Source organism: Rhizobium esperanzae, assembly GCF_014197615.1.
In the GTDB taxonomy this organism is placed as follows: domain Bacteria; phylum Pseudomonadota; class Alphaproteobacteria; order Rhizobiales; family Rhizobiaceae; genus Rhizobium; species Rhizobium esperanzae_A.
The window spans coordinates 76,811-90,679 of record NZ_JACIFY010000017.1; the positions used below are offsets into that span (position 1 = coordinate 76,811).

General features: G+C 62.0%; 13 protein-coding genes. 5 read left to right on the forward strand and 8 right to left on the reverse strand.

The features are described from left to right. Positions 1–23: 23 nt before the first annotated feature. Both GGD57_RS21530 and GGD57_RS21535 read right to left on the reverse strand, forming a co-directional pair. Positions 24–743 carry a tellurite resistance TerB family protein gene (locus GGD57_RS21530; RefSeq protein WP_184472300.1) on the reverse strand — a complete coding sequence of 240 codons (720 nt, stop codon included), beginning with the start codon at positions 741–743 and terminating at the stop codon, positions 24–26. A 110-nt stretch (positions 744–853) separates the two neighbouring features. After that, positions 854–1,492, reverse strand: a complete 639-nt coding sequence (locus GGD57_RS21535) for a 2-dehydro-3-deoxy-phosphogluconate aldolase (RefSeq protein WP_010069625.1) — start codon at positions 1,490–1,492, stop codon at positions 854–856. A 154-nt stretch (positions 1,493–1,646) separates the two neighbouring features. Here GGD57_RS21535 and GGD57_RS21540 point away from each other — a divergent pair, with 154 nt between their 5' ends. The 4 genes from GGD57_RS21540 to GGD57_RS21555 all read left to right on the forward strand — a co-directional run bounded on the left by GGD57_RS21540 (position 1,647) and on the right by GGD57_RS21555 (position 4,644). Then, positions 1,647–2,135 (forward strand): CYTH domain-containing protein, encoded by a 489-nt coding sequence (locus tag GGD57_RS21540; RefSeq protein WP_184472301.1) that lies wholly within the window; start codon positions 1,647–1,649, stop codon positions 2,133–2,135. Then, positions 2,113–3,021: a CHAD domain-containing protein gene (locus GGD57_RS21545; protein WP_184472302.1), complete on the forward strand. Its 909-nt coding sequence runs from the start codon at positions 2,113–2,115 to the stop codon at positions 3,019–3,021. The genes GGD57_RS21540 and GGD57_RS21545 overlap by 23 nt, the downstream gene beginning before the upstream one ends. Before the next feature lie 149 nt (positions 3,022–3,170). After that, positions 3,171–3,659 (forward strand): VOC family protein, encoded by a 489-nt coding sequence (locus GGD57_RS21550; protein ID WP_184472303.1) that lies wholly within the window; start codon positions 3,171–3,173, stop codon positions 3,657–3,659. Between the two features lie 55 nt (positions 3,660–3,714). Then, a complete protein-coding gene (locus GGD57_RS21555; protein ID WP_184472304.1) occupies positions 3,715–4,644 on the forward strand; it encodes a rhodanese-related sulfurtransferase in 930 nt (309 codons plus the stop codon). 47 nt (positions 4,645–4,691) lie between these two features. Here the strand turns inward: GGD57_RS21555 and GGD57_RS21560 are convergent, their stop codons facing one another. After that, entirely contained in the window at positions 4,692–6,899 is a 2,208-nt protein-coding gene (locus tag GGD57_RS21560; protein WP_184472305.1) for a putative bifunctional diguanylate cyclase/phosphodiesterase, read from the reverse strand. 93 nt (positions 6,900–6,992) lie between these two features. After that, positions 6,993–8,366: a GH1 family beta-glucosidase gene (locus GGD57_RS21565; protein ID WP_184472306.1), complete on the reverse strand. Its 1,374-nt coding sequence runs from the start codon at positions 8,364–8,366 to the stop codon at positions 6,993–6,995. A 263-nt stretch (positions 8,367–8,629) separates the two neighbouring features. Here GGD57_RS21565 and GGD57_RS21570 point away from each other — a divergent pair, with 263 nt between their 5' ends. Next, the gene (locus tag GGD57_RS21570) at positions 8,630–9,031 is read left to right on the forward strand and encodes a DoxX family protein (protein ID WP_184472307.1); all 402 of its coding nucleotides are present in this window, start codon (positions 8,630–8,632) and stop codon (positions 9,029–9,031) included. A 73-nt stretch (positions 9,032–9,104) separates the two neighbouring features. On the opposite strand, the gene GGD57_RS21575 is transcribed toward GGD57_RS21570, so the two are convergent. From GGD57_RS21575 to GGD57_RS21590, 4 genes are all read right to left on the reverse strand, one after another. Beyond that, on the reverse strand, positions 9,105–10,292 hold the full coding sequence (locus tag GGD57_RS21575) for a Gfo/Idh/MocA family protein (RefSeq protein ID WP_184472308.1): 1,188 nt from the start codon (positions 10,290–10,292) through the stop codon (positions 9,105–9,107). Between the two features lie 185 nt (positions 10,293–10,477). After that, positions 10,478–11,530 (reverse strand): sugar phosphate isomerase/epimerase family protein, encoded by a 1,053-nt coding sequence (locus tag GGD57_RS21580; RefSeq protein WP_184472309.1) that lies wholly within the window; start codon positions 11,528–11,530, stop codon positions 10,478–10,480. 248 nt (positions 11,531–11,778) lie between these two features. After that, positions 11,779–12,726 (reverse strand): substrate-binding domain-containing protein, encoded by a 948-nt coding sequence (locus GGD57_RS21585; RefSeq protein WP_184472310.1) that lies wholly within the window; start codon positions 12,724–12,726, stop codon positions 11,779–11,781. Positions 12,727–12,824: 98 nt separating this feature from the next. Continuing rightward, a complete protein-coding gene (locus GGD57_RS21590) occupies positions 12,825–13,829 on the reverse strand; it encodes an ABC transporter permease (RefSeq protein WP_184472311.1) in 1,005 nt (334 codons plus the stop codon). Positions 13,830–13,869 lie beyond the last annotated feature (40 nt).

Sequence of the window (13,869 nt, forward strand, 5' to 3'; positions counted from 1 at the left end):
GACAAAGGCAACCGGCCTGGACGTCACTGTGACAAGGTAACCTTGGCCGAGGATACCGTCGCCTCGATATGGTCGACCAGCTGGTCGGCAAGGCCGAGCCTGCCCGCCAGCAGATCGAGATAACCGCGCTCGGCGCGCGAATCCGGCTCGATGGTCAGCCGCGAGGCAGTGTAGAGCTCGACGCGCTGTTCTTCGGTCGTGGCGGCAGCGACGAGGGCGTCGATGTCGGTCGGCGAAGCGAGCTCGCGCTCGATGAAGGCCGCAGCCTCGCCGCTGACATCGGCCGCCTTGATCTTGTCCATGATGAGGACGCGTTCGGCATCGTCGATATGGCCATCGGCCTTGGCGGCGGCGATCATTGCGCGGATCAGCACCAGCACGAATTCATTGCTGCCGGCCGGCGACGCCGGCCCGAAACCGGATTCGGCAGGCGGCGGCAGAAGGACCGGATTGTTGGCCGAGGGCGCATCCGAAGGCGCTGCAGGCGCCTGCCCCGCCTGGTAATTCTTGTAGGCCTGGTAGCCGAGGCCGGCAATGGCGGCAAGACCGCCGATCGCCAGTGCATTGCCGGCAATATCCCGGCCTGTTTTGGTGCCGAGAAGCACGGCGGCAATCGCGCCGGTCGCCAGCGGGTTGTTTTTCGCCGTCTGAACGGCTTCGCCTGCCCTGTCGCGGACCGACCCGCCGAGACCCGGCACCTGCGAACCCAAGAACTGGTCGAGAAGCTTCTTTGCGTCGAACATTCCTCGTCATCTCCCTGTTTGAAGCTGGAGAAGTACATAGGTTTGCGACAGGTGAAATACAAATAGGGGGCTCGCCGGGAGGCGAGTCCCCTACCTTAAGAAATACGAACTCAGGCCTTCAGCGCGGCAGCCTCTGCCGCAAGCCTGGTAATGCCCGCCCAGTCGCCGGCTGCGACCAGTTCCTTTGGCGCCACCCAGGAGCCGCCGACGCAGATGACGTTCGGCAGCGAGAGATAATCATTGGCGTTCTTCAGCGAAATGCCGCCGGTCGGGCAAAACAGCGTACCGGCGAGCGGCGAAGAGAGCGCCTTCAGCAAGGCCGCGCCGCCGGCCTGTTCGGCCGGGAAGAATTTCAGCACCTGATAGCCTTCTTCGCGCAACGCCATGACTTCGCTGGCGGTCGCAGCGCCGGGAAGCAGCGGCACGTCGGAGTCGGCGGCGGCATCGAGCAGTTCCTGTGTCGTGCCCGGGCTGACGATAAACTTCGAGCCGGCCTCGACGGCGGCTTCCCAATGGGCGGCGTTCAGGATCGTGCCGGCGCCGACTTCAGCGCCCTCGACCTCAGCGGCCACCGCACGCACGGCATCGAGTGCCGCCGGCGTGCGCATGGTGATCTCGATCGCCTTCAGGCCGCCCGCAACGAGCGCGCGCGCCAGCGATACAGCCGACTTCGCATCATCGACGATCAAGACCGGAACGACAGGCTGGAGTTTCAGGATGGAAAGGAGCTTCTCTGTTTTCTCGCCCATGGTCTCACGACTTCCTTGAAACGATTGAATTCGCATCCCGAATAGCGCCCCGGCGGGACCTTGTCGAGATAAAACCGGGTTGCATGACAAGATGGGTAGGCAATGCGTGGCAATTGGGCTACCGTGACAGGATCGTCACAAAAGGTTCACCGATATGGCGAAAGAGATCGAGCGGAAGTTTCTTGTACGCAGCGATGGATGGCGCTCCGCCGTCGAGACGAAGTCTGTCTTGCGGCAGGGTTACATCGCCTCGATGGACGATCGTTCCGCCCGCGTGCGCATCCTCGACGACAGGAAAGCGAGGCTGACGATCAAGATCGGCCGCAGCGCGATCACCCGCGATGAATTCGAATATGACATCCCGATCGCCGATGCCAAAGAGCTGTTGCAGAACGCGATCGGCATCGTCATCGAGAAGACGCGCTACCGCGTTCCGCATGAGGGTTTCGTCTGGGAGGTCGACGTCTTTGCCGGCGAACATCGCGGACTGGTGATTGCCGAGGTGGAGATGACGGCGGAAACGGACAACCCGCCCCTGCCCGCCTGGCTCGGCCGCGAAGTGACCGGCGATGCCCGCTATTCCAACCAGGCCCTCGCCACAGAATACGGGCACGACAGGCATGGCCTATCGCATTCGGCCTGATGCCGGCTTCACCAAAGAGTTCCGCGACGCCGCCGGCGGACAGTTGAACCACGCCATCAAGGTTCTTGAGGAGCGGCCGGATGGTGCGCATGAGGCGATCCATTCCTTCCGCAAAAACCTGAAACGATTGCGGTCGCTCTACCGCCTCGTGGCGCGCGAGGTACCGGATTTCCAGAGCCGCGAAAACGCCAGACTGCGCGATGCCGCCCAGTCGCTGTCGGCGATCCGCGATGCCGCCGCCCTCATCGGCACCGCGCAATATCTGCAGCAGTCCGCCCGTGGGCCGGAGGAGAGCGAGGCGCTCGGGCGCATCGTCACCATCCTCGAAGGACGCCGTGACTGGATGGCGGACGCCGAAAGCGACCTGGAACAGCGGTTGACGGCAACCTCCGGCGTTCTGCAGCAAGCAATCGCCGCCCTGGACACGGTTTCCTTTGACGGCGGCCACCGTAAGAGTGCCCGCATGCTGGGCAAGAGCTGGCGCCGCACGGCGCGGAAGGCAAAGGCAGCGCTTGCGGCTTGCCGGGGGGAGGCATCCGCCGGCGATTTTCACGATCTGCGCAAGCGCGCCTACGACTATCGGCTCTACCATGATCTTTTGCGCGATGCCTGGCCGGGCGCAATGAAGGCCAAGAGCGATGCGGCCAAGGAACTCGTCGAGGATCTCGGCCACATCCACGATCTTGCCGTGCTCTCCGAACTGGTCGAGGCGGAGCCGCAACTTTTCACCCGCAATGACGATCTCGCCCACCTGCTCGACGCCATCATCTTCCGCCAGCAGGAAGACCGGCGGCAAGCACTTGTCAAAGCCGAAACCGTCTTCACCGATGATCCCGACGAGGAAGCCGAGCGCATCGAGCTTCTCTGGCTGACCGCCGGACGTTGAGGGAAGTAAAATCGGGCCGCTGGTGCGCTGTCGGCTTTGCCATTGCGCCGGCGCCAGTGAAATTTCATAAAAACCCCATTGACCTCAAGTAATGTTGAGGTCCTACCCTCCGGCGGTCAAACAAAAGAGACCCGACCTGCGAGGAAAAAATGACCGTCGAAAATGCCGCCATGCCAAAGCTGCTCGGGCTTTACGAGACGCATCTGACCGTTGCCGATCTCAAGACCTCCACGGATTTTTATCGCGATGTCGTCGGGCTTGAACCGGCGGCTTCATTCGAGGAGCGCAAGGTCGCTTTCCTCTGGGTGGACGACAGGAAGACCGGCATGCTCGGCCTTTGGGAAACCGGAACCGGGCCGCTGAAGATGCGGCTGCACATCGCCTTCCGGATGACCGCCGATAGTCTGTTGCAGGCACCAGCCATTCTCAGAGCAAAGGGCGTGGAACCTCTCGGCTTTACCGGTGAGCCGGCGGCGGAGCCGGTGGTTCTCGGCTGGGTGCCGGCGCTGTCGATTTATTTCAAGGACCCGGATGGGCATTCGATCGAGTTCATCAGCATTCTCGACGATATCCCCGACCGGAGCTTCGGCGTGCGGGCGTTTTCCGAATGGCAGGCGCGCGGATCGTCGGCCACCTGAAGGCCACGCCGGCGAGGACATTGCGCGATCCGCCGATTTTCTGTATTTCCGCCCCATGACCGACAGCCTGACACACACCAGCCCGTTCCTCGTGGCCGCACTCTACCATTTCGTTTCCGTGCCGCGCTTTGCCAGCCTGCAGAGCCCGCTGCAGACGCTTTGCGAGGAGAACGGCGTCAAGGGAACGCTGCTTCTGGCCCATGAGGGCATCAACGGCACGATCGCCGGACCCGATGCCGGCATTGGCGCCGTGCTCTCCTTCCTGCGCGCCCAGCCGGAATTTTCCAGCCTGGAGCATAAGGAAAGCCGCGCCTCGAAAATGCCCTTCCTGCGCATGAAGGTGAAGCTGAAAAAGGAAATCGTCACGATGGGTGTCGAGGATATCGACCCCAACAAGGTGGTCGGCACCTATGTGGCGGCCAAGGACTGGAACACGCTGATTTCCGATCCCGATACGATCGTCATCGACACCCGCAACGATTACGAGACGGCGATCGGCACCTTCCGCGGCGCACTCGACCCGAAGACGAAGACGTTCCGCGAATTTCCCGATTGGGTGCGCCAGAATACCGGCCTGCACAACAAGCCGAAGATCGCCATGTACTGCACCGGCGGCATACGTTGCGAGAAGGCCACCGCCTTCATGAAGGCTGAGGGTTTCGACGAGGTTTATCATCTGAAGGGCGGCATCCTGAAATACCTGGAGGACGTGCCGCAGGAGGAAAGCCTCTGGGACGGCGCCTGCTTCGTCTTCGACGAGCGGGTATCGGTCGAGCACGGTCTGAAGGAAGGCGAACACAAGCTGTGCCATGCCTGCCGCAGCCCGATCACATCAGAGGAAGTCACCTCGCCGCTCTATGAAGAAGGCGTTTCCTGCAGCCACTGCTACCCCAAGCGCACGGAGGAAGACCGGCTGCGTTACCGTCAGCGGCAACACCAGATCGCTCTCGCGAAAAAGCGCGGCCAGCGGCATATCGGCAGCTGAGCCGGGATTTCGCGGATCAGCCTTGCTGTCTGAGGATCACGCCGCGGTCAGGCAGCGCTGATGCGGCGCGCCGGCTCCGCCGCACGTCGCTCGTTCAGCATCGTGGTGATGAGATCTGCTGTGACGGGCTTTCCGAACAAATAACCCTGCAGGCAATCGCAGCCGAAGAGGCGCATGGCTATTGCCTGCTCCTCGGTCTCGATGCCTTCGGCCGTCACCGGAATATCAAGCGAGCGGGCGAGCGCCACCGTCGCCTGCAGCATCTCGCGCTGGCGCTTGTCCTCATTGACACCCATCACCAGCGAGCGGTCGATCTTGATGCGGTCGAAGCCGAACTGCCTGAGATAGCCGATCGAGGAGAAGCCGGAGCCGAAATCGTCGAGCGCCACCTTGACCCCCAGCGCCTTCAGCCGTTCGATCGACTGGCGCGTGCGCTGCGGATTCTGGATCATGTAGCCTTCGGTGATCTCGAGCGTGATGCGCCCAGCCTCGATATCCGTCTGCTTCAGCACATAGCGCACATAGTCGGCAAAGGCGGGATTGCGGAACTGGCCGGGCGAGACATTGACCGAAACGTTGAGCTCCGGCCATTGTTTGGCCGTCTCGCAGGCCTTGCGCAGCACGAACAGCCCGAGCGATTCGATGAGGCCGCTGGTCTCGGCGATCGGGATGAATATCTCGGGTGAAACAGGGCCGTGACCCGGACGGTTCCAGCGCACCAGTGCCTCGACACCGGTCGGCGCATGCGTCACCGCATCGATCAGCGGCTGGTAGGCGAGCGTCAGGTCGCCGCTTTCGATGGCGATCCTGAGATCGAGCTCCAGCGCATTGCGCTGCTCCCGGTCCGCATCCATCGACGGATCGTAAAGCATCATGCGCGCCCGACCGGCTTCCTTCGCCTTGTACATGGCAAGGTCGGAGCGACGCACCAGTTCTTCACGCTCGATCGTGCCGGACGGCGACATGGCGATGCCGATGCTGGCCCCGACGACAACAACACGGCGACCGATCTCCAGCGGATCGACGAGAAAATCGAGGATCTGCTCGGCAAGCTGCAGGGCGGCGGCATTCTCGCTGTCGGAGAGAAAGGCGATCGCAAATTCATCGCCGCCGATGCGGGCAAGCACCGCGCCTTGCGGAATGAGCACGTCGAGCCCGGCCGCAACGGCGCGGATCAACTGGTCGCCGGTACCATGGCCATAACTGTCATTGACCTCCTTGAAGCCATCGAGATCGAGATAGAGGAGCAGCACGTTGCGCTTGGCCTGGCGCGCCTCGACGACGAAACGATCGACGGCAAGCCCGAGACCGTCGCGATTGGAAAGGCCGCTCAGCCGGTCGCGGAGCGCCTCTTCGCGGGCGTTGTTTTCCTCGGTTTTCAGCCTGCGGCCGGCAAACCAGCCGATGACCAGCAGAACCACGAAGAACAGCCCGACGAGGCCGAGTGCCTGGATGACCATCGGCCGCACCTGTGCATAGCCGACATCACCCGGCGAACGCGAGGTCCAGACGAGCTTCCTGAGCGTCGCCCCCGCCGGATCGGCGATCGGCACGAAATAGTCTGCCTCGAAGTTCGCCGGCGCCAGCCTCAGCCCGCCGATGACATAGGTCTGACCAAGTGCTGTCACCCTGTCGTTGTCGAGATGGCGGGCGAAAACCAGATAACGGTGCTTGCCGGCGGGCGCGTCAAGCGCCCCGGATTTTTTCCGCACCAGCGCCACGCCGACAGCGGCTATTCCCCGCTTGGTCGTGACGAAACCAACTGCCTGTGGCGTACCTGTCGGGCCGGCCGCCTTGACCGTCTCGAACAGGGTCCAGAGCGACGGCGCGAAGAAATCCGCAAGCGGCTCCTCCATCGGCTTGCCGTCGCGATAGGCCATGATCGGCTTCTTCTCGTCATCGATGACGATCGCCATGTCGAAGAGCGCGCTGTTGACCGACATCTCGCCGTAATTGCTCACCGTCCAGGCCATGCCGTCGGGCGCGTAGACGTTGACGGCGGCGTCGTCCCAGGCAGCGTAATCGTCGAGTGTCGCGCCCAGTTGATCCTCGAAAGTCTTCAACGCCCCGATCGTCGTTTCACGCGAACGTTCGTCATCGAGAAGATTGGCATTTTCGGCCACGCGCTCGAGCGCCGTCAGCACCATGATGGTCGCAACCGCGACGATGACGGCAAAGGAGAAAAGCACGCCCGTAACGGTAAGGTGACGGCCTACTCCCAATCCCTTGCTCTGCGACTTCCCGACTGTCTGCATCACGGCTCCCTGACCGTCCGACATTGCCAGTCAAGGGTTCAAAAACGTTTAAGCAAACGCTGCAGATCTTTGGGCCCGCACGTGGGGTAACGATCAACCCGCCTTATGATTGCCTTTCGGGAATTGTGCTGCGAGTTCGCGATACCACCTGCCGCTTTTCTTCACCGTACGGACCTGCGTTTCATAATCGACATGGACGAGGCCGAAGCGCATGCGATAGCCTTCTGCCCATTCGAAATTGTCCATCAGGCTCCAGGCGAAATAGCCACGCATGGGATGACCGTCTTTGATGAGGCCGGCCACGACATCGAGATGGTCGCCGAGATAATCGAGACGCATCGTATCGTCGACCTCGCCGTTGGCGACGCCGGTGTTGTCGCAGGCGCCGTTCTCGGTGATGTAGCATTCCGGCAGATCGTAGCGGCGATAAAGATCCTCGACCAGAAGCTTCAACGCCGGCGCATAGATTTCCCAGCCGATATCGGTCTTGACGTCGCTTGCCGGCGGCGCTTTCACAGTCCAGGGGAAATCGCCCTTGCGATCGGCATCGTCGGTGACACGCTCGGGCGTGTAATAATTCAGACCCCACCAGTCGAGCTTCTGGCTGATCAGCTTCAGGTCGCCATCCTCGATAACAGGCATGCGGTCGCCGAGCGCCTCGACGAATTCCTTCGGATATTCGCCCTTGAAGACGGGATCGAAGAAGGCGCCGTTGTGGAACTGATGCGCGCGTTCGCCGGCAGCAAGATCGGCCGGGCTGTCGGAGCCGGGGATGACCGCGGCGGCGTTGAGCACGAGCCCGACCGGTACATCCGGGGCTTCCGAGCGGATCGCCTCGACGCCGAGGCCGTGGGCGAGATTCATGTAATGCATGGCGTGAAGGGCAGCCTGCATGTTGCGCTCGCCGGGAGCATGAATGCCGTAGAGGTGGCTGAGCCAGACGATGCACCAGGGCTCGTTGAAGGTCGCGACGGCATCGAGACGGTCGCCGAGGCGGCTCATCACCGTCTTGGCGTAGCGCTGATAGGCATAGGCGGTCGAACGCGCCGTCCAGCCGCCGTCGCCGGCAAGCAGCAAGGGCAGATCCCAGTGGTAGAGCGTGGCGAAGGTCTTGATCCCACGCGCCTTGCAGCCGTCGACCAGCCGGTCGTAGAAATCGAGGCCCGCCTCGTTCACCGGACCCGTGCCGTCGGGGATAATGCGCGGCCAGGCAATCGAGAAACGATAGGCTTCGACCCCCATCTCCTTGATGAGATCGAGGTCCTGCTCCAGGCGATTATAGTGGTCGCAGGCAACGTCGCCGTTGTCGCGATTATAGACACGGCCGGGCATATTGCAGAAAGCATCCCAGATGGACGGCTTGCGGCCATCGGCCTTGCCGGCGCCCTCGATCTGGAAGGCGGCGGTGGCAACGCCGAAGGTGAAATCACCGGGAAAGCGGCCTGCAAGCGTCTTCGCATCGATCATCTGTAATCCCCGTCTCTCAGCATGTGGACTGACCGTTGGCCGGGATTTAGCCAAGCCGGTAGGCAAAGTACAGGTCCTCGGGAAGAAAAACTGCAACGTTGCAGTAAGAACGGCAAAGCAGCCGGGAAGGCATCCATTCATTGCCGGCGGTTGCCACGCTTTCCACCCCACCGCTCTCATAACGCGAATGTCAGCAGTCGTGACTTGCTGCCGAGCCCGTGATCACTACACAGCGAAGGCATCGCAAACATGAAAGGAATCCCATGCTGTCTTCGATCCATCTGCTGCAGCCGCATCTACTGAGCCTGCTGCGCATCGTCTCGTCGCTCGTGCTTTTCAGTTATGGAACGCAGAAGATCCTGCACCTTCCGGCAGCGGCAAGCGTACCGCCGATGGGATCGCTCTCCTGGATCGCCGGACTGATCGAACTCATCCTCGGCTTCCTCGTGCTGGTGGGATTCCAGACCCGCATCGCAGCCTTCGTGCTCTCGGGCCTGATGGCTTTCGCCTATTTCATCGGCCATGCGGGAAAGAGCTTTTATCCCGCGCAGAACGGCGGCGTTGCCGCGATCCTGTTCTGCTTCGTGTTTCTTTATCTGGTGGCGGCAGGCGCCGGCCCGCTCAGCCTCGATAACCTGCTGAAGCGAGGCCGCGCTGCTGCCTGATCACCATACGCAAAACGCCGAGGCGACCCGGGTCCGCCTCGGCGTTTTCATTGGGCGACGCGAATCGGTAAACTCAGACCTTGACCCATGCGCCGTTTTTCTTCGAGGAGGCTACGCAGGCCTCGACGAAGGCCACGCCCTTCACGCCGTCATCGACTGTGGGATAGACCACAGCCTTGTCGACGGCCTTACCCTTCCTGCGGGCGTTGATCGCATGCGCGGCTTCCGTATAGATCGTCGCAAAGGCCTCGAGATACCCTTCCGGATGCCCCGACGGCACGCGCGAAACGCGGCCGGCAGCCGCGCCTGAGCCGGCGCCGCCCCGGGTGATCAGCCGCTTCGGCTCGCCGAACGGCGTATACCAGAGGTAGTTCGGGTCCTTCTGGGTCCATTCCAGCCCGCCTTTGGTTCCGTAGACGCGAACCATCAGGCCGTTTTCATGGCCGGGCGCCACCTGGCTGCACCAGAGCATGCCCTTAGCCGGCTTCTCCGAGCCCTTCGCCTTGAAACGCAGCATGACATGGGCATTGTCATCCAGCCGGCGGCCGGGAACGAAGCTGTCGAGATCGGCAGCCAGGCTATCGAGCTCCAGCCCGGTGATGAAGGAAGCAAGATTATAGGCATGCGTGCCGATATCGCCTGTGGACCCGCCGACGCCGGACTGCGCCGGATCGGTGCGCCAGGCGGCCTGCTTCTGGCCGGTCTGCTCGACTGCTTCCGTCAGCCAGTCCTGCGGATATTCGGCCTGGACCACTCTTATATCGCCGAGTTCGCCGTTCGCGATCATCTCACGCGCCTGACGCACCATCGGATAACCGGTGTAATTATGCGTCAGCACGAAGAGCGCGCCGCTCTCGTCGGCAATTTTCTTCAGCTTCTTCGCGTCCGCAAGGTTCGATGTCAGCGGTTTGTCGCAGATGACGTGAATGCCGCGCTTCAGAAATTCCTTGGCCGCATCGTAGTGCACATGGTTCGGGGTGACGATCGCCACCGCCTCGATGCCGTTCTTCAGCTTCGCCTCGCGGATCGCCATCTCCCGGTAGCTGGAATAGGTCCGCGACGGATCGAGGCCGAGGTCGCGGCCGGACTGGACAGCCTTCTCAGGCGTCGACGACAGCGCGCCGGCGATGAGATCGTACTGATCGTCGATGCGCGCTGCAATGCGGTGCACCGCACCGATGAACGCGCCCGCGCCGCCGCCCACCATGCCGAGCCGGATGCGCGGCTCGCGGGTCTGTTCGGATGATGCTTCGATTGCCATAGATTCCTCCTGAAATTTTCTTCCCTTCTCCCCTCGGGAGAAGGTGGCCCGAAGGGTCGGATGAGGGGGCTTCGCGGCAGTTGCCTTTCGCTTGTCGCTCAAGGCATTCGTCGCTATCGCTCCTCATCCCCCTCATCTGCCCTAACGGGCATCTTCTCCCCGCTGGGGAGAAGGGAAAATGAAACTTAAAGCCCGAGCATCCGCCGATTGGCCGCCTGATCGGTGCCGCTCCCGGCAAAATCGTCGAAGGCCTTTTCGGTGACGCGGATGATATGCGCAGCCACGAATTCGGCCCCTTCGCGGGCGCCGTCCTCCGGATGCTTCAGCGCGCATTCCCATTCGACCACGGCCCAGCCGTCGAAATTATTGGCGGTCATCTTCGAGAAGACTGCGCCGAAATCGACCTGGCCGTCGCCGAGCGAGCGGAAGCGGCCGGCGCGTTCCACCCAACCCTGATAGCCACCGTAGACGCCCTGGCGCCCGCTCGGATTGAACTCCGCATCCTTGACGTGGAACATCTTGATGCGGTCCTTGTAGATGTCGATATTGTCGAGATAATCGAGGCACTGCAGGACATAATGCGAGGGATCGTAGAGCATGTTGGCGCGGGGGTGATTCTTCACCCGCTCCAGGAACATCTCGAAGGTGATGCCGTCATGCAGGTCTTCACCCGGATGGATTTCGTAGCAGACGTCGATGCCGTTCTCATCCGCATGGTTGAGGATCGGGGTCCAGCGACGGGCAAGTTCGTCGAAGGCGGTCTCGACCAGACCGGCAGGACGCTGCGGCCAGGGATAGACAAAGGGCCAGGCAAGCGCGCCGGAAAAGGTCGCATGCGCCTTGAGGCCGAGGTTTTTCGATGCCGTCAGCGCCAGCTTGACCTGCTCGACCGCCCATTCCTGGCGCGCTTTCGGATTGCCGCGCACCTCGGGGGCCGCGAAGCCATCGAAGGCTTCGTCGTAGGCCGGATGAACGGCGACGAGCTGGCCCTGCAGGTGGGTGGAAAGTTCGGTAATCTCGATGCCGTTTTCGCGGGCCTTGCCGGCGAATTCGTCGCAATAATCCTTGGATGTGGCAGCCTTCTTCAGGTCGATCAGCTGGCTTGCCCAGCTCGGCACCTGGACCCCCTTATAGCCGATGTCGGCCGCCCATTTGGTGATTGCGTCCCAGGAATTGAAAGGCGCGGTATCGCCCGCGAACTGGCCAAGAAAAAGGCCGGGGCCCTTGATCGTCTTCATGTCAGATTCCTCCCTGAATATCGACCGTAAACGTTTCTGAAGTGTTGTAGCACGCAATTTGGCAGGCGCAAGGCACCTTCCCGCCTTTGCTTCGCGGATTGGCACGAGGCCGGATGAGACAGTCCTGCGAGCTAATCATGATGGGCTTTGGCGGGCAAGAGGTACGTGCAGCATTTTCGGCTGCGCGCCGAAGGCAAGCATAAAAACGCGCCCATCCTTTCGAATGGGCGCGCCCTGCAGTCGATGGATCAGAACGGAGAATCCGGGAAGTAGAAGTCCTTGGCATTGTCCTTGGTGACGAGCGTCGCATCGAGGATGTAATTGCCGTGGACCGGAACCTGATCGTAAAGTGCTGCCGCAGTCAGTTCCATTGCCGTGCCGACCATTGCCGGCGGGTAGAGAACGTCGACCGGGATCAGCTTGTCGCCATCCATGACCTTCTTGACCATGTCCTTGGAGCCGGCGCCGGCGACGACATATTTGATGTCGGTGCGCTTGGCCTGCTCGATCGCCTGCAGAACGCCGACGGCCATGTCGTCGTCCTGGCACCAGACGACGTCGATCTTCTGGTACTTCGTCAGGTAGTCCTGCATCACCTTGAAGGCATCGTCACGATTCCAGTTGCCGTACTGGCGGTCGAGAACCTTGACCTTCGATCCGGCGATGCCCTTGTCGAAACCGTCCTGGCGCTGCTGGTCGATCGGGATCGGCAGACCACGGATAATGACGACTTCGGCGTCCGGAGTCTTTTCGGCAATGTACTTGCCGGCGACTTCGCCGAGAGCCGGATTGTTGCCTGCGACGTAAAGGTCGCGCACGGAATTGTCGTTGTTGCTCGGCGCGCGGTCGACGAGAGCGACGAACTTGCCCTTGCCCTTGACTTCCTTGATGGCGTTGACGAGCGGATCGGGATCCGACGGCAGGATGACGAGGGCGTCGATGCCCTGCGTATCGAGATCCTGCACGGCGTTTGCCTGGCTGGCGGCATCCGGCGAGGTCTTGACGATGACGCTGAGACCGGGATGTTCGGCCATCAGCAGCTTGGCGACGCGTTCGGCATGGAAGACGACGCCCGAGGTCCAGCCGTGGTCGGCGGCCGGGATGGAGACGCCGATGGTGAATTTCTTGTCCTGCGCGTGAGCGGCGCCGGCGAACGTCACCGCCGCAACCGCGAGACCCAACATCAATTTCCGCATGCTATTTCCTCCCACTGATTTCAGGGACTTGTTCCATCGGGACCGGACGCCCTGTAAACCCGGCCGAATTGTAAACTGGTCGAATGAAGCCGGTCAGATCATGATTTGCGCACCAGCGAGCGCTGGACGAACATGGCGATGATGATGATCGCCCCCTGAATGGCCCCGATCAGATATTCGCTGATGAAGTTCGAAAGCAGCATGATGTTGCCGACGAGCTCGAGGATGAAGGCGCCGCAGATCGTGCCCCAGACCCTGCCGGCGCCGCCCTTCAGCGCCGTCCCGCCGACGACGACGGCGGTGATCGCCTGCAGCTCCCACAGGATGCCTGTGGTTGCCGAGGTCGAGCCGAGACGCGGAACATAGAGCAGCACGGCAATGGCGACGCAGAACCCCTGGATGACGAAGGCGATCGTCCGCACGCGGTTGACCGCGATGCCCGAATAGCGGGCGACATCGCTGTTCGATCCGACAGCAACGACGTGGCGCCCATAGCGGGTGCGATAAAGGATGAAGGCCGCCACCGCCGTCACCGCCAGGATCACCACGATCGGCACCGGCACGCCGGCGATATTGCCGAAATAGGCGGGGCGATAGAGCGTCTGGATATCGGCGGAGCGCAGGGTGATCGCGCCGCCCTGCGACAGCCATGTCGTCAGGCCGCGGTAGATGCCCATCGTGCCAAGCGTGGCGATGAAGGGTTCGATCTTGCCCACCGTGGTGATCAGGCCGTTCGCCAGACCGCAAAGTGCACCGGCAACGATCGTGAAGACGACCGCGACCGTCAGCATCAAAGCCGGGTTTTCGATGGCGCCCGAATTCATCAACAGGATCATCAGGCTGGCAACGAAAGCCACCATCGAGCCCACCGACAGGTCGAGGTCACCTGCCGATATCACGAAGGTCGCGCCGACCGCGATGATGGCTATGAAGGCGCTGCGGGTGGCAACGTTGGCAAGGTTGGTGATGCCGATGAAATTGGGATTGACCAGAGCTCCGACGATCAGAAGCAGCGCCAGGGCGACGAAAGGCGCGACCGCACGCAGATCGACATCCCGCCAGGATCGGCGCCGGATTTCCCTGGTCTCCTCGTTGACACTCATATCCAAAACCAACCTCCCGTCGCATATTTTCTGGGCATCT